This is a genomic window from Paenibacillus vulneris (assembly GCF_039543185.1).
Taxonomy (GTDB): domain Bacteria; phylum Bacillota; class Bacilli; order Paenibacillales; family NBRC-103111; genus Paenibacillus_S; species Paenibacillus_S vulneris.
Genome location: NZ_BAABJG010000052.1, coordinates 47,414 through 66,098, shown reverse-complemented (window position 1 = coordinate 66,098; position 18,685 = coordinate 47,414). Strand labels below are relative to the sequence as shown.

Below are 18,685 nucleotides of genomic sequence, written 5' to 3'. Positions count from 1 at the left end.
GGCCCTTTGTTTCAGGCAAAATTGCAAAAAAACTGCCCTCCCGGAACGTAATCCCGGAAGGACAGTCTTTTTTTCTATGGCATCAGGCTGGTGCGGCCTACGCGCTCGCCCCGACCTTGGTGCCTGTTTTATCTTTATAGCCGACATTGTTGTTGCCCCAGCATTGCTCATACCGGAAGCCGGTCAGCTTTTCAAATACGGCGCGGGATTCGGTATCCGCATCCGCCATGGATCCGCCTTCTTTGAGGCGATCAATTTCTTTAACCAGCACTTTATGAGATTCTACATTCAGCTTGAACATCACAGAAGCGATAATCCCTGCGATCCCCAGTACAATCGTTCCGACAATCAATACACCAACGATGGCATGCTCTGCCGACAGCGGCTGTACAGCCTGCTTGGAAACGAAGCCGTACTGCTGCAAGACCCAACCGAGCAGGAAGACGACGACCGCCCTCACCATTTTACCGGCAAACGTCATGACACCGGCATAAATCCCTTCTCTTCTGCGGCCGGTCAACGCCTCATCCACATCCGCCATGAACGTATACTGATTCCAAGGGATGTAATAAACCCCTCCGGTACCGAAGCCCATCACTAGCGTAATGACATACAGCCACAGCGTCATGTTAGACGGATGAATCAGGTAAATCGCGAAGTAGCCGAGCACCGCGAGCAGCACGATGGAAATGGCCATAATGTACGGTTTAGAGAACCCTTTTTTCACGCAGTAGCCGATAAATAAATACGTTGCGATCAATTGAATGACCGAGTTGAAGCTCGATAGATTGGACACATGCTCGGAGCTTTGGTGCAGCGAAAAGACGATGAAATACGTGAAAGCCGATGTGAATAACCATTCTGCCGAGAAGCCTCCCAGATACATGCCAAGATGATGGCGGAAGCTTCTGACCCGGAAGGTGGAGGTGATATCGATAAACAGCTTCTTCATCGCATTCACAAAGCCTAGCTCGGGCTCGTTCTTAAGCTCTTCTTCCATTTCCTTCGCGGAACGTTCCCACGAATACTTGTACAAGAAGATCATCGCAATCACCAGAATGACCGCAAATACGATCCCTGTGTACAAAAATGGAGTCGGCGAATCTTTGCCGTACATAGCAATGAAGCGGCCTGGAATGAACGCGGCGGCGAAGTTGGCAATTTTACCGAAAATCGCTTTAAAGCCGGTCAATCTGGAGCGCGCGCCAAAATCCTTGGTCATCTCTGCCGCCAAAGATTCGTACGGAACCATGATCGACGTATAGATCAGTTCGAACAAAATGTACGTCACCAAATAATACCAGTAGCCGAAGCCGTTCACCCACATTAACGGGTAGACGATCATTAATGGAATCCCGATCAGAATGAAAAATCTGCGGCGCCCGAACCTCCGTCCGATTTTCGTCCGGTGCAGATTGTCGCTGATAAAGCCCATAATCGGGTTGCTCACCGCATCGACGATGCTGGCGATCGAGAAAATGGAAGCCGCTTGAATAGCCGACAATCCGCAGAATGTCGTATAAAAGTACAGCAGCCAGGCGCCGCTGACCGCAAGAGCTCCGCTCCCCAGCAGGTTGCCGCTGCCGTACGCCAAGGAATGCTTTAAACCGATTTTTCTTTCCATGTTGCAGCCCCTCTTTGTCAAAAAGTGATGTCATCAGGTCTAGTGGACATGTACTTATTATAAAAGCGGGCCGCAATTTCAAGAATAAAATATATTCCGCAAATTGTTTGAGATTTTACGTACCTGTTTCACTTATTATGGTGAATCATGCATCATCGGGACTGTTTGAATTCCGAGGGGGTTTTTCCGGTGAACTTTTTGAAAATAACGCTAAAATATTGAGGATTGCTGTATCCCACCTGCTGCGCCACCTCGTAAGTCTTGAGCTCCTCCGACCGAAGCAGGCGTATAGCATTCTTCATCCGCGTTTCCATCAGAAAATCGCTGAAATTAATTCCCGCTTCCTTCTTGAAAATCATGCTTAAGTAATTGGTGCTGAGATGCACGTGATCGGCTACATCCTGCAGAGATAACCCCTCCTGCATGTAGTGCTGCTGGATAAAGGCGATAGCCTGGTCAACCATCTGCTGCTGCTGACGGCTTCGACGATCATTCACCGTTGCCGTAATACCGGCCAGAAACGCCCGGATCCGTTCGAACATCTCCTTCGCCGTACGCAGCTGATGCAGCTCCTGGAACATCTCCTCCACTGCCTCCTTCGCATAAGGGGGCTCGCTCCAATCCTGGAATGCATTGGCGATCACAAAGACGATCTCAATACATAGCAATCGAAGTCGTTCTAGCGTCATCGGCTGCTTCCCTACGATATCCTGTTCGATTGCCTCCAGAATCTGCAGGCCCTCCTGCTCCAGACCCAGCTTCGACTTCAAAGCAAGCTTCGCCTCCCAGCCTTCCGCTATGGCCGGTACCGAGCTTTCCTCCGACTTGATCTGCGTATCCCGATAGGTCCATACTTGATTGGTTCCGGTCAGATGACGAAATTCCGTTGCGGCCTTCGCTTCCCTATAGGCGCCTGCAATACATGACAGCTCCGCAGTCATCGAGCCGATACCGACGGTAATCGTCGTTTTCAAATACGTTTCAACATGTTGCCGGATCAATTCCGCCGTCTGGAGCGCCAGCCGCTCCGCGGTCTGTTCCTCCTCGTCACTGCAGTAAACGATTGCGATTTCGTCCTCCATGTACTCAAACACCAGGCTGTTCACACCGCCGTCGTTATGAGCCTCCGAGGCTAAGACTTCCGTAGCCACGTTCTGGATACAGTACTTGAGCAGCTCTTGACCGAAACGGTTTTTGGAGCCGGTCTCAAAATAATCATCGGCAATCAGCAAAATAACCGTATACACCCTGCCTTCCAGCTTCAGATCCAGGAAGCGCAGCTCATTTTCGATTTCATCCTGCTTGTATTTGCCTCTTAGCAAATTCTCGTAAAACCGCTGCTTGAGAAAAGGAATACCCTCCATCACTTTCTTTGCGAGGCTCTGCTCCTGCTCCCACTCCTCCGCGGCACGCAGGGCGACTTCCAGCAGCTTATCGTTTTCAACAGGCTTCAGTACAAAGTCATACACCTTTAGCTTTAGTGCCTTTTGGGCGAATTCAAATTCATCGTAGCTGGTCATCAGGATGATTTTGGTATCCGGATAGTTAGCCTTAACCGTTTCCGTAAACTCCAGCCCATCCATGAAAGGCATCCGGATGTCGGTAATGACGATATGAGGCCGATGCTTCTCTACCGCCTCCAGTCCTTCCTCGCCGTCCATTGCGGTGGCTGCGACCTCAATCCCGTGCCGCTGCCAAGGAATACTGCCCGTAAGCCCTCTCAGTATAATTTGATCGTCATCGATTATAACGAGTTTCCACATTTGCTGAACCTCCCGCAACCCATCGTGCTAAGCGCGTCTTAGCGGTATCTTAACAGTAGCCGCCGTTCCGGCGCCCTCCTCGCTTACAAAAGACAAGCCGTAGTCCTGACCGTAATGAAGCTGCAATCGACGATGTACGTTTCTGACACCGAAGCCTACAGGGGGAGCTTCATTCGGATCGTCTTCCGCGGCGGCGGACAAGCTGTTTTCGAGCTGCGCAAGTCGCTCAGGCGACATCCCGGCGCCGTTATCCTTAACCCGGAGATAGACGTTATTCTCGTCCATCCAGCCTGTAATTTCGATGACTCCCGGACGGCGAATCTTTTTGACTCCATGATAGATCGCATTTTCCACGAGCGGCTGAAGGGTAAGCTTCACAATCAAACCGTCCTGCAACTCTTCCGGCACGTCGATTGTATACGAAATCCTGCTGCCGTAACGCTGATGCTGGATATACAAATACTGCTTTACATGCTCCAGTTCATTAGCGATCGAAATGATTTCATTGCCCTTACTGATGCTAATACGAAAATAATTCGATAGAGCCGTAATCATCTGCGAGGCTTCTTTTGTCTCGTTCATTTCGCATAGCTGCTTGATCGAAAAGAGCGTGTTGTACAAAAAATGAGGCTGGATTTGCGCTTGAAGCGCCGCCAATTCAGACAATCTTTTTTGCTCCTGCTCGTGCTCTACCTGGGCAAGAAGAAGCTTGATTCTCTCCAGCATATCCTGGATGCCCTTGCTCAAAATACCGATTTCCCGGCTGGGCAGCTCAGGCACCGCTACATCCAGATTCCCCTGTTCAATACGGTCGATCTGCCGAGTCAGCCTTCCAAGAGGCCTTGCTATAATATTGGCCAGAACACCTGATAGCAGCACGACCACTATTAGAACGGCCGCCATGACGGACAGGCTGACGTATTGAATGTCATTGATCTTCTCGTAGATTTCGTCCTGCGGGTACACCGCGGCAATCTTCCATTTGTTGATGCCTATCGTATCGTATAGGACAACCATCTTCCTGCCTTCCGAGCTTCTCATATCGATCCTTCCGGTTACCGGATTCGAAGCCTTCTGCAGCTCCTCGTGAAGCTGCTTCTGGTCCAGTTCGTAGGGGCTCTGCGCGGCTTTGAAGCTTATGGCGCTTTCCGGACTGACGAGCATCAGGTAGCCGTTGTTACTTATCTTCGGCGCTGTTAACAGCTCTCGGAAAAAATCCTCCTTCAGCTGAATAAGGATCAACCCGGTCCGGTCTCCTCGAGGTCCGCCTACCCATTTGTATAATCCCGCCACATTGGCGCCGCGCTCAGCTCCCAGCTCGTCTTTATGAATGTTCAGCCAATAGACCTGGGATGCGGTATCGTATGGGTACTGAAGGAACGGCTTAACATCCCAAGCCGCATCCATCTGCAAATAGTCTTGGCGGAGTACGGCAATCCGGCCTTCGTTGTAATATATCCCTATGGAATCGATAATGGTGTAAAAGTCGGAGTATACCTTGTCGATCTGCTTGCTCAAGGTCATATAGTCTCTAGGCTGTAATTCAAAGGACGGCTGCCCTGCCCTGTAAAAAAGACTCCGGATGTCGCTGCTGTTATCTAATGCCGTGAGATCGGTAAGCAGTGCCGTCAGCCGATCATTCATATAGTTTTTCGTTTGAAACAGCGTATCGTTAATGCTCGTCTCCGCATTGGCTCTCAGCTGCTGCGAGGCCAGCATGTACGAGACGATCCCGGTTACTGGCACAAAGACGAGGATTAACGGAACGAACAGCCACAATATCGTCGATTTCAGAGATCGATTCGCCAGCCAACGCATGCTGCCCCTCCTCGCCCATAAATAAGCTGTGCTATGAAATGCGGTTCGTTCGGTTTCGGTATTCATCATTCGCATTTTCCATGATGGCGGCCCAGTCGTTCAAAAACTGCTCTACCGGCATCGTTCCGGCCAGCACTTCCTGAAATTCCGGCTCCAGCTGCTGTTTCACCAGGCTTGTATAATTCGTCAAATAGATAGGCACTTGAACCGTTCCGGTCTTCGTGTCCTTGATCGCTGCCAGTGCCTCTTGAAGGAATGGCGTATTCCGGATGTAGTCGCTGTCCCAGGCCTGTGTATTCGTCGGCATTTGGCCGACATTGGCATTCCAATAGATCTGGCTCTCCTTCGAGGAGAGGAAGCTCAGCAGCTTCCACGCCGCATCCGGGTTGCGGCTCGTCTTGAAAATGCTGTAGCCGTTCGCTACCGTCACCATCGCTCTCTTGCCGTTTTGTCCTGGCGGCAGCAGCTCCGCCCCGAACTTGTCTGCCCCCAGAGCTTGAACATGGTCGTTATACGAACCGAAATTATGCTGAATCATTCCTGCCCGGCCCGTATCGAACGCGGCGACCATTTCTTTATACCCGTTGGCGATGTCGCTCTTGGACGTATTGATCTGGTATAAAGAAAGGTATTGCTTCAAAAATTGGACATGCAGCGGATGATTGATCGTACATTTCCCATCGGGTGTAAAATATTCGGTTATCCCCGAGTAGGCATAAAGCAAGGAGGTCAGCTGCGTAATACTGCCGTCAGCCCCTCTTAGGCTATACCCGTAGCGGGGAAGCGAAGGATCGGTCAGCTTCCTGGCCCCCGTAAAAAAATCTTCCCAGGTGCGCGGAGCGGCAAGTCCCGCCTCGCGAAACCAATCCGTCCGATACCAGAATACATCGAAATTAAAGGTGTTAGGTATCTGATACAGCTTCCCGTCCGGCACCAGTGACCGATTATAGGCTATAAAGGTATCCCCGATTTGCGAATGCTCGGGCCACCTCTCAAAATAATCATCTAATGGCAGCAGTACGCCTTTGGACGCGTAATCGGCAAGCCAGGCTTCACTCAAGCCGGCAACATCCGGCATATCGTTCGAATGAATCGCTACATCGAACTTGACTTTATTGATGCTTACCGGAATACCGGTGTACTGCACCTCGATGTCCGGATGCAGCTCATGAAACCGCCGCAGCAGCTCTTTATAATACGGTGTTCGGCTAGGCCCCGCATTCTCATCCCAGAATCGGAGCACGACAGGGGGATGCTCCCCTTCGGCGGGGGACGGTGAAGACGGGAAGCTGTCACAAGTGGAAGCGGAGAAAGCCAACACCAATAAGCAACCTATCTTCCAGCTCCGAATTGGCATAAGAAGCTCCTTATATAATGATTTTCTTAGTATGGCAAAAACAACAAATTCCCATGAAGCCCGATACAGCAAATGAAAAAAGCCTGGTGCCGCAGTACACTGCAGCACCAAGCTTGGATTCTGTTACCGATGGTTATTTACTGCTTCCAAGAATATGAATCGGATGACCCATGGCCACTTCCGCAGCTTCCATCGTGATTTCGCCCAATGTCGGATGCGCATGAATGGTCAGCGCGATATCCTCAACGGTTGCACCCATCTCGATAGCAAGAGCCATTTCGGCAATCAGGTTGGATGCTTCCGCACCAACGATTTGAGCACCCAAGAGCAGACCGGAATCTTTGTCGCTAACCAGCTTCACAAAGCCTTCCTTCACGTTCATGGATTGTGCACGGCCGTTTGCTCCATAAGGGAATTTGCCTACGGCAACGTTGATTCCCTTAGCCTTTGCTTCCGTTTCATTCAAGCCTACGCTTGCGATTTCCGGATCGGAGAAGACAACTGCCGGAATGCACTTGTAATCTACTACGCTGGACAATCCTGCGATCGCTTCGGCAGCCACTTTACCTTCGTAAGAAGCTTTGTGCGCCAAGGCAAGACCAGGAACGATATCACCGATAGCATAAATATGCGGTACGTTTGTTTGGCATTGCTCGCTAACGTTGATCAAGCCGCGCTCGCCAACCTCTACGCCTGCAAGCTCCAAGGAAAGATCTCCGTCTGTGTTAGGACGGCGTCCAACCGTAACAAGCACGTATTGCGCCGTTACTTTCTTCTCTTCGCCTTTTACAGTGAATGTAACTGTGACGTCTTTATCCGTTTGCTCGCAGCCTTGAGCCATAGCTTCTGTGAATACTTCCACGTTCAGCTTTTTCAGGTTGCGTGCTACGAGTTGGGACATTTCTTTCTCGAAGCCAGGAAGCACAGCATCGGAGCCTTCCAGTACGGTTACTTTCGTACCGAACTTCGCATAGGTTTGACCAAGCTCAATACCGATGTAGCCGCCGCCGATTACAACGAGGCTTTCCGGAATTTCCGGAAGCTCCAGAGCTTCAGTGGAGGACAGGATGCGTCCGCCGTAAGGGAATGCCTTCAGCTCGATAGGACGGGAGCCTGTCGCGATGATGCAGTGGTTGAAACGGTAACGAGCCGTTTCGTTATCGTTAAATACGCGGGCTTCATGATCGTTGATGAACAGAGCTTCGCCGTTAAATACTTGAATTTTGTTGCCCTTCAGCAGTTGAGTAACACCGCCGGTTTGCTTTTTGATAATGCCGGCTTTCCATTCTTGAACTTTGGCAAAATCCACTTTCACATTCTCCGCCGTAATTCCGATCTCGGAGCTATGGCTTGCTGCTTCATAGTGATGAGCAGCGGAGATCAGAGCTTTGGAAGGAATACATCCGCGGTTCAAGCATACGCCACCCAGCTCGGATTTATCTACAACCAATACGCTCTTACCCAATTGGGCGGCGCGGATGGCGGCTACATAACCGCCAGGACCTGCACCTACGACCAGAACGTCAATCTCAACGGAAGCGTCTCCTACTACCATTTGTATTACACCTCCAAAATGAGCAGCTCTGGATCAGCCAGCAGCTGTTTAATGTAATTCATAAAGTTTTGAGCTGTAGCGCCGTCGATGATACGATGGTCGAAGCTCAAGGACAATGCCATAACCGGAGCAACGACGATTTCACCGTTTTTCACAACCGGTTTTTCCGAAATACGGCCTGTTCCGAGAATAGCAACTTCCGGGAAGTTGAGGAGCGGAGTGAAGAACATACCCCCTGCGGAACCGATGTTCGTAATGGAGATCGTGCTGCCTCTCATTTCATTAGCGCTCAGCTTGCCGTCGCGGCCGCGAGCTGCCAAATCCTTGATTGCTTCTGCGATAGTCCAAATATTTTTACGGTCTGCATCCTGAATAACAGGAACGATCAAGCCGTTGTCTGTATCCGTTGCGATACCGATGTTGTAGTACTTTTTGTAGACGATCTCGTTCTTCTCTTCGTCGATCATCGCGTTCATAGCAGGGAATTGACGAGCCGCTGCTACCAAAGCTTTCACGATGAACGGAAGGTAAGTCAATTTCACGCCTTTTTTCTCAGCTGCCGCTTTCGCTCTGCCGCGCAAAGCAACCAATTGAGTTACGTCCACTTCGTCCATCAGCGTTACGTGAGGAGCGGTGAATGCAGATTTAACCATAGCGTTCGCAATCGCTTTGCGAATGCCTTTGAGCGGCACGCGCTCTTCGACGCGATCGCCGGATACTGCCGCAGCAGCTGTGGAAGGCGCTGCTGCCGGCGCTTCGCTTGCAGCGGATGGTGCTGCCGCAGGCGCGCCGCCGCCTGCAGCGAACGCTAGAACATCTTCCTTCGTCACACGGCCGTTGCGGCCCGTTGGTGTGACTTGCGCGATGTTCACGCCTTTCTCGCGTGCCAGTCTGCGCACGCTTGGAGTTGCCAGGACCGCGCTGCCTGCAGCCGCGGTCGGAGCAGGCGCCGCTGCAGCAGGTGCTGGTGCTGCTGCGGGAGCCGATGGTGCTGCCGCTGCCGGGGCCGCTGGAGCAGCAGGTGCTGCGCTCTCGCTGTGACCGCCGTGGCTAGCCTGCTGCGGCACCTCGCCGGAAACCTCGATCGTAGCGATCAAATCGCCGATCGTGCAGATCGTGCCTTCGGCAACTTTGATTTCCACGATTTTACCTTCTACCGGAGAAGGTACTTCTACTGTGGACTTGTCATTTTGAACTTCCATGATGATAGTCTCATCATTTACAGCATCGCCCGGCTTAACAAGCCATTTGACGATCTCGCCTTCGTGAATGCCCTCGCCGAGCTCAGGGAATTTATATTCGAATATAGCCACGGTTCTGACCCTCCTAATGGTGGGCGCAGCGGGAGTATGTAGGTTGGAAGTGAACAAAGAGTTTGTTACTCGTGAGCAGACCGGTTCCGGCTTGTGTCAACTGCCTCCGGCCGCTATTGAAAACGGGTTTCTTGAATGATCATGTCTCGGATGAAACCCGTTTTCAAAGGCGGCGCGTAAACTCTCCGACAGTTACACAACCCTCCACCTTAAGCTCACACGAACTCTCAAACACCAGTACACTTCCAAAAAGCTGCTCTCGCTGCGCTTTTAAATAAATTACCCGTTTGCGCGTCAACCGCAAACGGCATCTTACCGCCCAAACGCTCCTTGAAGGAGCGTTTTTGTTTAAATCGAACGCGAAATGTGTAAGGGAGTGAAGGGTATATGCTGCAGGAGCTTGCGTCCGCCTTATACACAATCTCAACAGCGGCCGGAGGCATATACCCTCCTCCCTGAAACCCATTCGCACATTTCGCTTTAAACCATGCCGCTCCTTCACAGGAGCGCCATCTTAGAAATCAAGTACTTTATTCAAACCAGCTACGATACGAGCCGGGTTAGGAAGCCATTGATCTTCCACTTGCGCGAAAGGATATACCGTGTCCGGAGGCGTTACGCGAAGCACTGGAGCTTCCAGGTGAAGGATCGCTTTTTCGTTGATTTGCGCGATAACTTCTGCTGCAACACCGGACGTTTTTTGTGCTTCTTGAACGACGATAGCACGGTTGGTTTTCTTGATCGATTCAACGATCGTATCGATATCCAAAGGAATCAAAGTACGAAGGTCGATAACTTCTACTTTTACGCCGCGAGTTTTTTCAATCTCCTCAGCAGCTTTCAAGGAAGTGTGAACCATTGCACCGTAGGTGATGATGGTTACGTCGGAGCCTTCGCGAACAACGTTCGCTTTACCGATAGGCACCGTGTACTCGCCTTCCGGAACTTCCGCACGGAACGAACGGTACAGATTCAAGTGCTCCATGAAGAAGACGGGATCGTTATCGCGGATCGCGGAGATCAGCAAGCCTTTGGCATCGTATGGGTTCGAAGGAACAACCACTTTGATACCAGGCGTTTGAACCAGCAAGCCTTCCAATGGGTCTGTGTGAAGCTCAGCTGCTTTTACGCCGCCGCCGAAAGGTGTACGGAACGTGATCGGAGCGTTGTAGCGGCCGCCGGAACGGTAACGCATACGAGCTGCTTGTACACAGATTTGGTCCATTGCTTCATAAATAAAACCTACGAATTGGATTTCGGCAACCGGACGGAAGCCTTGAATCCCCATACCTACTGCCAGACCGCCGATAGCGGACTCAGCAAGCGGAGTATCGAATACGCGCTCTTCGCCGAATTCAGCTTGAAGTCCTTCTGTAGCGCGGAATACACCGCCGACCTTACCTACGTCTTCCCCGAATATAACAACGTTAGGATCGCGCTGCAATTCTACGCGCATTGCATCCTTAATCGCTTGAATCATTGTCATTTGAGCCATGGTATGCTTTCCTCTCCTTTACCCGATATAATCCGCTTTTTGCTCTTCCAAGTAAGCCGGTGTCGTTTCGAACATGCTGTCGATCAAGCCAGGAACCGTCATTTTTTCGATTTCTTCTGCCTTCTTGATTTGCTCAGCTACCGTAGCTTTAGCTTCTTCAACTACTTTGTTCTCTTCTTCTTCCGACCACAAGCCTTTGCCAACCAAGAACGTGCGGAAACGGTTCAGCGGGTCTCTAGTTGCTTCCCATTCAGCTGTTTCTTCTTTTGTACGGTATTTGGACGGATCGTCGCCGGACATGGAGTGCGGCAGGAAACGATAAGTGATCGCTTCGATCAAGGTTGCGCCTTCGCCGTTGCGTCCGCGCTCTGCAGCGTCTTGAACCGCTTTGACAACAGCCAATACGTCCATACCGTCTACTTGAACTCCTTTGATACCTGCAGCTACTGCTTTGTGTGCTACGGATTCAGCAGCCGTTTGTTTAGCAAACGGAGTTGTAATCGCATAGCCGTTGTTTTGTACAACGAAAATGGATGGAAGCTTGAATGCGCCTGCGAAGTTCAAGCCTTCGTAAAAATCGCCCTCGGAGGAACCGCCGTCACCCGTATAAGTGATGGTTACGCGTTTTTCTCCGCGTTTTTTGAATGCCATAGCAACGCCCATTGCATGCAAAATTTGTGCGCCGATAATGATTTGCGGCATCAATACATGCACATCGGCAGGAATTTGTCCGCCATGCTGATGACCGCGGGAATATAGGAATGCTTGGTACATCGGAAGACCATGCCATACGATTTGCGGCATATCACGATATCCAGGGCAAATAAAATCATCTTTATTTAAAGCGAACTCACTGCCGACCATCGACGCTTCTTGACCGGATACCGGCGCATAGAAACCAAGACGTCCTTGGCGGGTCAAGTTAACGGCCCGTTGGTCCCAAGTACGGGTAAATACCATACGTCTCATTAATTCTTTTAATTGATCGTCAGTCAATTTCGGCATTTCTTGCTCGTTAACCACAGTACCGTCTGGCGCTAGCACAGACAAAGGCTGCACCTTGGACACTGCCACTTCATATGGCTTACTCATGTACATTCACCTCAGCGATAGATTTTGATGCCTTGAAACCGGAGTTTCTGTTATAGTAGTATTATAAACCTGTTTTCATGAATAACACAACTACTTACTTGAAAAATATACGTTCTCTCCATATGATGGACTATAACAGCAGACATAAATATATAATACAGATCACAAAATAACCGCAAACTATTATAATACACTTGGAGGATTTGCCATGGATGATTCCATTTATTACAAACGTACTGTCGTGAAGGAGCTTGTCCCCTCCCAATACCTGGATGGCGAGCGTCCGGTTCGCGTTTTTTTACCCCCGGGCTATCAGGAACTCGTCACCTATCCGGTTATATATTGCCAGGACGGAGAGCAGTTTTTTAATTTCGGCCGCATTGTCACGCATATGAATCGGCTCATCTTTGATGAAGGTGTCAGCCCGGCGGTAATAGTCGGTGTCGATGTGGATACGACGGTGCGTACAAGCGAATATGCGCCGGAAGGGGAACGATTTAACGCATATACCCGTTTTTTTGCCGAAGAGCTTCTTCCCTATATTGAAGCCAGATATTCAGTCAGAACCGACGCGTCGGAACGCATTCTTGCCGGTGATTCCTTGGGAGGGACCGTTTCGTTACATCTTGCCTTAGATTATCGTAGCCTATTTTGCAACGTTATATCCTTGTCAGGGGCATTTTTAGCCGAAACAAGAAAGAGGCTGGAGCAGGAAGATGATTTGTCGTGGTTATCTATGTACATGCTGATCGGTCTGGACGAAACGGAAGTGAAGACAGAGCGCGGAACGTTCGATTTCCTTCAGGAGAACCGGCTCACCAAAGATTTGATCGATACGAAGCAATGCCGGTTATGGTATGAAGAGAAGCCAGGCAAGCATCTCTGGGGATTTTGGCAAAATGAGCTTCCCACCGCGATGAAGCTTTTTCTCAAATAAATCCATCTAATAACACATCAAAAAGGCATAAGAGGCGCCCTGGGGCCCTCCTATGCCTTTTTGTGCAATCTGTGCCTGCAGCCTTACATCATCCTTCAATTCCATAACGGCTCTTCATGGAAGCTATCATTTCGATAATCTGCGTTTCGTCAGGAATCCGCAGCGTCCGTCCCTCCGCCCCTGTATCCGTCAGCTTATGGGATTTGACCGTCTGCTTCACTGCATCGATAAAACGCTGTGCGTCGTTCAGCCCGACAAGCTCCTTCAGACTGGCCATCCTATCCTCGTACACCGTTGGATAAGAGCCTGCCTCGGCGCCTTCAGCGGCAATCCGGTAGAACTCCTGTGCCAATCCTGCTTTAGCCTTACCGCTGCCCGATACAACGACAAAGGCTTGTACGACAAAAGCGCGCGCTTGACGCCGCTGGGCGATGCCGCAAAACTTGCGCCCGTCTATACTAAGATCGTAATCTCCAGGGCAATAAGAGCCCATGATCTCTCCTTTGGCTACATCCGGCGTCACGGAATGCAGAGCATCCCGCATCAGCCTGAACATCGTTTCGAAATCATGATGAAAATCGATCTGTCCGCTGCTTTTCGGCAGGATAAGCGAGACATTGACGACACCCAAATCAAGCGGAACCGCGGCTCCACCCGAATTTCTGACGGCGACGGAATACCCTTGGTCCTCCAGCCATCGCTTAGCCTTCCTTGCATAGGGGAGTCTGCTGTCCCGGAGACCCATGACGAAGGCTCTCGGATGTCTCCATAGATGAACCATCGGGGCGCCCCCTTCCCCTACCAGTCTGCACAGCAGCTCCTCCAACGCAAAAGGATACAGCACGTCGCCTTCATCCGGATGCTGCGTGCGGTCCCATATGAGGGTGTCTTCCGGCAGCGACCAACTCATCTGTTCCATGTTACTCCTCTTTCCGAATCCAGTTTGATTCTTCTTCCAGTAGGGAGTCGGCTGACTCGCCCTCCCCGTTCTACTGTTCATTATAGAGATTCGGAGCCGGTTTGACTAAGCCTTTTTATCCGAATGAGCCAAAATATGTTTATAAATTCTTATCAAATGCTGTATGTCTTCATCCGGCAGATCGCCGAAGAACGTATTGATGTTCGATTTTCTCTGCTCCCTGATCATTCCCAGCATCTTCCGGCCTTCCTCCGTAATGCGCAAATAGACGACTCTGCGATCCTCATCGTCCCGCTCCCGTTCCACATAACCTGACAGCAGCAGCTTATCCGCAAGAGTGGTTATTGCTCCGGCGGTATAGCACATCGCATCCGCCATCTGGGACACCTTAAGCGGTCCCTCTGTCTCCAGCTTCTCCAGAATATAGCCCTGGGGTGAGGTCATTCCTTTCTCATTGAACCGGTTCCAGGCAAGCGACATTTTCCGGAATAGCTGTCTTGTTACCTCCTCCAGTTCAAACAGGTTGCGATGGTCATTCATGGTTTTGCTCCTTTTTCCAATAGATCTGGTTTCTCGTTTGATTGGTAATACGGACGAGCGGAAGTTTTGTTTCAAATCTTTTACAAAAAAATAGGTTGACGATGTAATATTCAACATGATATTTTTTCCATGAAATATTTTTACTATAAAAATATATTCCGAAAAACATTTTTACCGCTTATGTATAATACGTTTATCTGTAAACCTGTTTTCGGAGAAGGAGGGATTCCATCGTTGGTAAGCATTGACGACAGATTGAATGAGTTCGAGAAGCTCATCCATGCTGCGATCCGGCAATCCAACAAGTGGACACCATGCCCGGCAGTGTCCAAACAGCAGTTTCTGCTGCTGCATACGTTGTCCGGAGGCGGACGCATGACGGTAAGCGAGCTGGCAGAGGAGCTGAATCTTTCGCCTAGCGCTACAACCATTGCGATTAATCGTCTTGTTCGTGACGGCCATGTTATTCGATCCCGCGACGTTACAGATCGTAGAGTGGTGTGGCTTGAGCTGTCGGAAGCCGGCCGCCATACGGTCAGCGAGATCATCCAACGCCGCAAAAGGATTCTACAAGCCATGCTGGCCAACTTAAGCCAGGAAGAAACCGATCAGTTTATGGCAACATTTCGCAAAATGCTGTCCAATGCCAAGGATTTGGGATAGTCCCGCGCTTCCCATTTTAGAAAGGAGCTTATTCAGCAATGAAGAAAAAGGTCATATTACTTGTCCTGCTAGCTTTGATCCTTCTGGGAGGAGGAGCAGGCGGCACCTACTATTACGCGGTTGCCAGCAAATACATAACGACAGAGGATGCAAGGATTCAAGGGGACTTAAGGGCCATTGGAGCACCCGGTTCAGGCAAATTGATCGAATGGAATTTTAAAGAAGGCGATTCCTTCAAGAAAGGCGATGTGCTGGGAATCGTCGAGACGACCCCGGCCCGCGGCAATACACCCGCTGTCACACAAGATGTTATTGCCGCCGAGGAAGGTACAATTATTCAATTCAACGGCATTAAGGACCAGATGGTTTCTGCCAGCAGCGCCATCGCGATGAGCGCGAATCTAGATCAGCTGTATGTGACTGCAAACCTTCAAGAAACGGAAATTGCCGACGTCAAGGTCGGGAGCAAGGTCACGATCAAGGTCGATGCCTATCCCGGTACTGTCATTACAGGACACGTGGAACGACTTGGTCTTGGAACCAATTCCTCCTTCTCCCTCCTGTCGAGCTCCAATTCAAGCGGCAACTTCACCAAGGTAATTCAGCGCATTCCGGTTCGAATTTCCCTGGATGATCATCAAGGACTTCGTTTGGTCCCCGGTTTGAACGTTGCTATCAAAATTGAGAAGTAGCCTTCTGCTTCAAGTGAGATAAGAAAGGAGGAATAGCTGTGGCATCCGCAAACACGGCCTCGCCGGAAACGGCGATTCAGGCTCCAACGGCGGCCAAAGGGCCGGGTCTAGCCATGCTGGCCGTCATCATCGCAGTATTTATGGCTATTCTTGACACAAGTATCGTCAACGTAGCTCTGCCCAAAATGATGTCCGTCTTCGGCGTCACCCAATCGGATATTGAATGGGTCGTTACCGCCTATGCTCTGGTCAGCGGCGCTTTGGTTCCTGTTACCGGCTATTTGGGAGACCGGTTCGGCTACAAGCGAATCTTTCTGATTGCTAATGCCATCTTCACCATAGGCTCAGGGCTTTGCGGTGCGGCGTGGAGCAACGACAGCATGATTGTCTTCCGCATTGTGCAAGCCATCGGAGGCGGAGCGCTGATGCCGATCAGTATGGCGATGATCTTCCGCATGTTTCCGCCGGAAAAACGGGGGATGGCAATGGGCTTGTTCGGTATCGCTATTATGTTCGCTCCGGCGACCGGTCCGACATTAAGCGGTTATATCGTCGAGTATTTGGATTGGCGGCTCATCTTTACCATTAATGTTCCCATCGGCATTGTAGACTTTTTCCTTGCTATGGCGGTGTTAACCGAATTCAAGGCGCCGGTCACCCAACGCTTCGATCTATGGGGCTTTCTGACGGCAACCACCGGCCTCTCGACGCTGCTCTATGGCATCGGCAAGGTATCGGAGAAAGGCTGGGGTGATTCCGAGGTCGTCACCTTTATATCAATCGGGTTAACCTGTCTTGTCATCTTTGTCTTTATCGAACTGTTGATTGACCATCCCATGCTGGATTTAACCCTGTTGAAGAACGCTACCTTTACACTCTCCCTCATTATTTCGAGCATCGCAACGTTAATCATGATGGGAGTCCTGTTCTTATTGCCGATATTCCTGCAGACGTTATCCGGACTGTCCGCAATCCAAACCGGCCTGATCCTGCTTCCCCAGGCTGTCGTATCCGGCATCATGATGCCTATAGCGGGGGCATTATTCGATAAGATAGGAGCCCGGCTGCTGGCCATCGTCGGCTTGCTGTTTACAGCTTTATCGTTATATTTATCCTCCGCTCTCGATTTGAACACAGCCTTCTCCGTGCTCATCGGATGGCTGGTGCTTCGGGCTATAGGGATGGGGCTGATGATGATGCCTATCCAGACCGCCGGCATGAACACGGTCCCTATGCACAAGATGGGACAGGGAACGGCATTATCCAATACGATCCGCCAGATCAGCGCCTCCTTCGGGATTGCCTGGCTCGCTCTGCTGTACTCCGATCGCCGGACGTTCCATGTGGCTGACTTATCGGAGCAACTGAACATGTTCTCCTCCAACGTTATGAATCATGTGAACCAAATCCAGGGGCAATACATGAGCATGGGCCAATCGGCTGCGCAGGCACACTCCAGCGCGATCGCATTTATTAATGGCCAGGTGCAAATACAGGCTACTGTTAATGGACTGGACGACGTGTTCGTCGTTACCGCTGTATTGTCGGTCATAGCCGCCGTGCTGTCCCTTTTTCTGAAAAATACGAAAGCCAAGGGCGGTCCAAAAGCCCACGTTATGGGTGAATAAATAGACCGTATCACGATTTTATTGCAAAGGAGCTACCCATCCCATGACCAGGATGATCGATAATCCAAACAGGTTCCATCGCGTACTAATGACAGGTCTTGTCATTATCTTAAGCGGTGCTCTAGCCGCAGGCTGCTCGGTTACGAATGCGAGCGGAAATCAGGCCAAATCGGTCAAGATTGAGCCTGCTGCTAAGCAAAAAATGGATAATAAGCAAGAGCTCGATGCCGATGTCGTCTCCTCCTCCCAAGTCAATATCATCACCAAAGTAGGCGGCGACGTGCTGGAGATGAAAAAGAAGCGCGGGGACACCGTGCAGCAGGGTGAAGTGATATTCACGCTGGATTCTGCCGATGCGGCCAGAAACCGGGAGAAGACGGAGCTGTCGCGCCAGAATCTGCAGGCCCAGCTGGATAAGACGCGTGAAGATATCGCCACGAATCGCGGCGTTTACAAGAACACCATCGAGAAGCTGCTGCTTACACTAGCGGATTTGGAGAAAAGCTACAACAATATCCGCAACGATTATGATGCTGGTCTCGTTCCGAAATCCCAGCTGGACAAAGCGGAGACGCAGCTCAAAACTACGAGGCTTGATTTGGACACAGCCCAGAAGCAGCTGGCCAATCTGGAGGCGACAGACCCTCTGGCTTCGCTCAAAATCCAAATCGAATCCACCAACGTTACGCTGCAGGATATAGATAAAACGCTGTCCGATTTTGAGGTGAAAGCGCCAATCAGCGGCATTTTGACGGATCTGAACCCCGAAGCCGGTGTTACGGTTCCAGCAGGCTATGTGGCCGGCGTGATTCAACAGCAAAATCCGATAAAAATCCATGCCGATGTAACCGAAAGCGCACTGAAGCTTGTTCGCGGCAAGCAGGAGCTGCCGTTTACCCTTCAGGGATCCGACGCTAAATTGACTGGAACCGTAACCTATCTTGCCGAGGTTATGAGTCCGCAAAGCAAAACCTATGTGCTTGAGCTAAGCGCTCCAAACGCGGATCTGAAGCTGAAATCAGGAATGAGGGTTAAGCTTCAGCTGGGCGGTGACGCTTCCCAAGATGTTGTAACCGTACCTGCCTCAGCGATTACCAAGGAAGGCAATGACAATTATGTGTTTGTCGTGTCCAATGATCTGGCGGAGAAAAGAAAAGTCGTGCTGGGGCGCACGGCGGCGGATTCCAGCCGCGAAGTTGTCTCCGGTGTGAAGGAAGGCGAGCCCATTGTCGTCCTGGGGGCTCAGGAATTGAAAGACAAGGACAAAGTGGAGGTTCGCAAATAACGAA

Annotated in this window: 15 protein-coding genes; 5 read left to right on the top strand and 10 right to left on the bottom strand. The window is 50.7% G+C overall.

Translation table 11 applies throughout. From position 1 onward, the window contains the following. Positions 1 to 97 precede the first annotated feature (97 nt). The 8 genes from ABEA66_RS32295 to pdhA form a co-directional block, all read right to left on the bottom strand. On the bottom strand, positions 98 to 1,624 hold the full coding sequence (locus ABEA66_RS32295; RefSeq protein ID WP_345594070.1) for an MFS transporter: 1,527 nt from the start codon (positions 1,622 to 1,624) through the stop codon (positions 98 to 100). Between the two features lie 152 nt (positions 1,625 to 1,776). Then, complete coding sequence (locus ABEA66_RS32290) at positions 1,777 to 3,387, bottom strand: response regulator (RefSeq protein WP_345594069.1); 1,611 nt, start codon at positions 3,385 to 3,387, stop codon at positions 1,777 to 1,779. A 27-nt stretch (positions 3,388 to 3,414) separates the two neighbouring features. After that, a complete protein-coding gene (locus tag ABEA66_RS32285; protein WP_345594068.1) occupies positions 3,415 to 5,205 on the bottom strand; it encodes a cache domain-containing sensor histidine kinase in 1,791 nt (596 codons plus the stop codon). A gap of 31 nt (positions 5,206 to 5,236) precedes the next feature. Then, on the bottom strand, positions 5,237 to 6,562 hold the full coding sequence (locus ABEA66_RS32280; protein ID WP_345594067.1) for an ABC transporter substrate-binding protein: 1,326 nt from the start codon (positions 6,560 to 6,562) through the stop codon (positions 5,237 to 5,239). 133 nt (positions 6,563 to 6,695) lie between these two features. Beyond that, positions 6,696 to 8,117 (bottom strand): dihydrolipoyl dehydrogenase, encoded by a 1,422-nt coding sequence (gene lpdA / locus ABEA66_RS32275; protein ID WP_345594065.1) that lies wholly within the window; start codon positions 8,115 to 8,117, stop codon positions 6,696 to 6,698. Positions 8,118 to 8,122: 5 nt separating this feature from the next. Continuing rightward, positions 8,123 to 9,430, bottom strand: coding sequence for a dihydrolipoamide acetyltransferase family protein (locus ABEA66_RS32270; RefSeq protein WP_345594063.1), 1,308 nt, complete (start codon positions 9,428 to 9,430; stop codon positions 8,123 to 8,125). A 514-nt stretch (positions 9,431 to 9,944) separates the two neighbouring features. Continuing rightward, positions 9,945 to 10,925, bottom strand: coding sequence for an alpha-ketoacid dehydrogenase subunit beta (locus ABEA66_RS32265; RefSeq protein ID WP_079912965.1), 981 nt, complete (start codon positions 10,923 to 10,925; stop codon positions 9,945 to 9,947). Between the two features lie 18 nt (positions 10,926 to 10,943). Continuing rightward, the gene (gene pdhA, locus ABEA66_RS32260) at positions 10,944 to 12,017 is read right to left on the bottom strand and encodes a pyruvate dehydrogenase (acetyl-transferring) E1 component subunit alpha (protein WP_192700663.1); all 1,074 of its coding nucleotides are present in this window, start codon (positions 12,015 to 12,017) and stop codon (positions 10,944 to 10,946) included. Between the two features lie 208 nt (positions 12,018 to 12,225). On the opposite strand from pdhA, the gene ABEA66_RS32255 reads away from it, so the two are divergent. Next, a complete protein-coding gene (locus ABEA66_RS32255) occupies positions 12,226 to 12,954 on the top strand; it encodes an alpha/beta hydrolase (protein ID WP_345594058.1) in 729 nt (242 codons plus the stop codon). Positions 12,955 to 13,042: 88 nt separating this feature from the next. On the opposite strand, the gene ABEA66_RS32250 is transcribed toward ABEA66_RS32255, so the two are convergent. Together ABEA66_RS32250 and ABEA66_RS32245 are read right to left on the bottom strand one after the other, a co-directional pair. Further along, the gene (locus ABEA66_RS32250) at positions 13,043 to 13,873 is read right to left on the bottom strand and encodes a lipoate--protein ligase family protein (protein ID WP_345594056.1); all 831 of its coding nucleotides are present in this window, start codon (positions 13,871 to 13,873) and stop codon (positions 13,043 to 13,045) included. A gap of 105 nt (positions 13,874 to 13,978) precedes the next feature. Continuing rightward, entirely contained in the window at positions 13,979 to 14,413 is a 435-nt protein-coding gene (locus ABEA66_RS32245; RefSeq protein WP_079912961.1) for a MarR family winged helix-turn-helix transcriptional regulator, read from the bottom strand. Between the two features lie 234 nt (positions 14,414 to 14,647). On the opposite strand from ABEA66_RS32245, the gene ABEA66_RS32240 reads away from it, so the two are divergent. Genes ABEA66_RS32240 through ABEA66_RS32225 form a run of 4 tightly spaced genes read left to right on the top strand, consistent with a single transcriptional unit; the run spans position 14,648 to position 18,681 of the window. Then, entirely contained in the window at positions 14,648 to 15,076 is a 429-nt protein-coding gene (locus tag ABEA66_RS32240; protein WP_179136179.1) for a MarR family winged helix-turn-helix transcriptional regulator, read from the top strand. Between the two features lie 38 nt (positions 15,077 to 15,114). After that, positions 15,115 to 15,768, top strand: coding sequence for an efflux RND transporter periplasmic adaptor subunit (locus tag ABEA66_RS32235; RefSeq protein WP_345594053.1), 654 nt, complete (start codon positions 15,115 to 15,117; stop codon positions 15,766 to 15,768). Between the two features lie 38 nt (positions 15,769 to 15,806). Then, complete coding sequence (locus ABEA66_RS32230) at positions 15,807 to 17,396, top strand: DHA2 family efflux MFS transporter permease subunit (protein WP_192700666.1); 1,590 nt, start codon at positions 15,807 to 15,809, stop codon at positions 17,394 to 17,396. A 43-nt stretch (positions 17,397 to 17,439) separates the two neighbouring features. Further along, positions 17,440 to 18,681, top strand: a complete 1,242-nt coding sequence (locus ABEA66_RS32225; protein WP_345594049.1) for an efflux RND transporter periplasmic adaptor subunit — start codon at positions 17,440 to 17,442, stop codon at positions 18,679 to 18,681. Positions 18,682 to 18,685 lie beyond the last annotated feature (4 nt).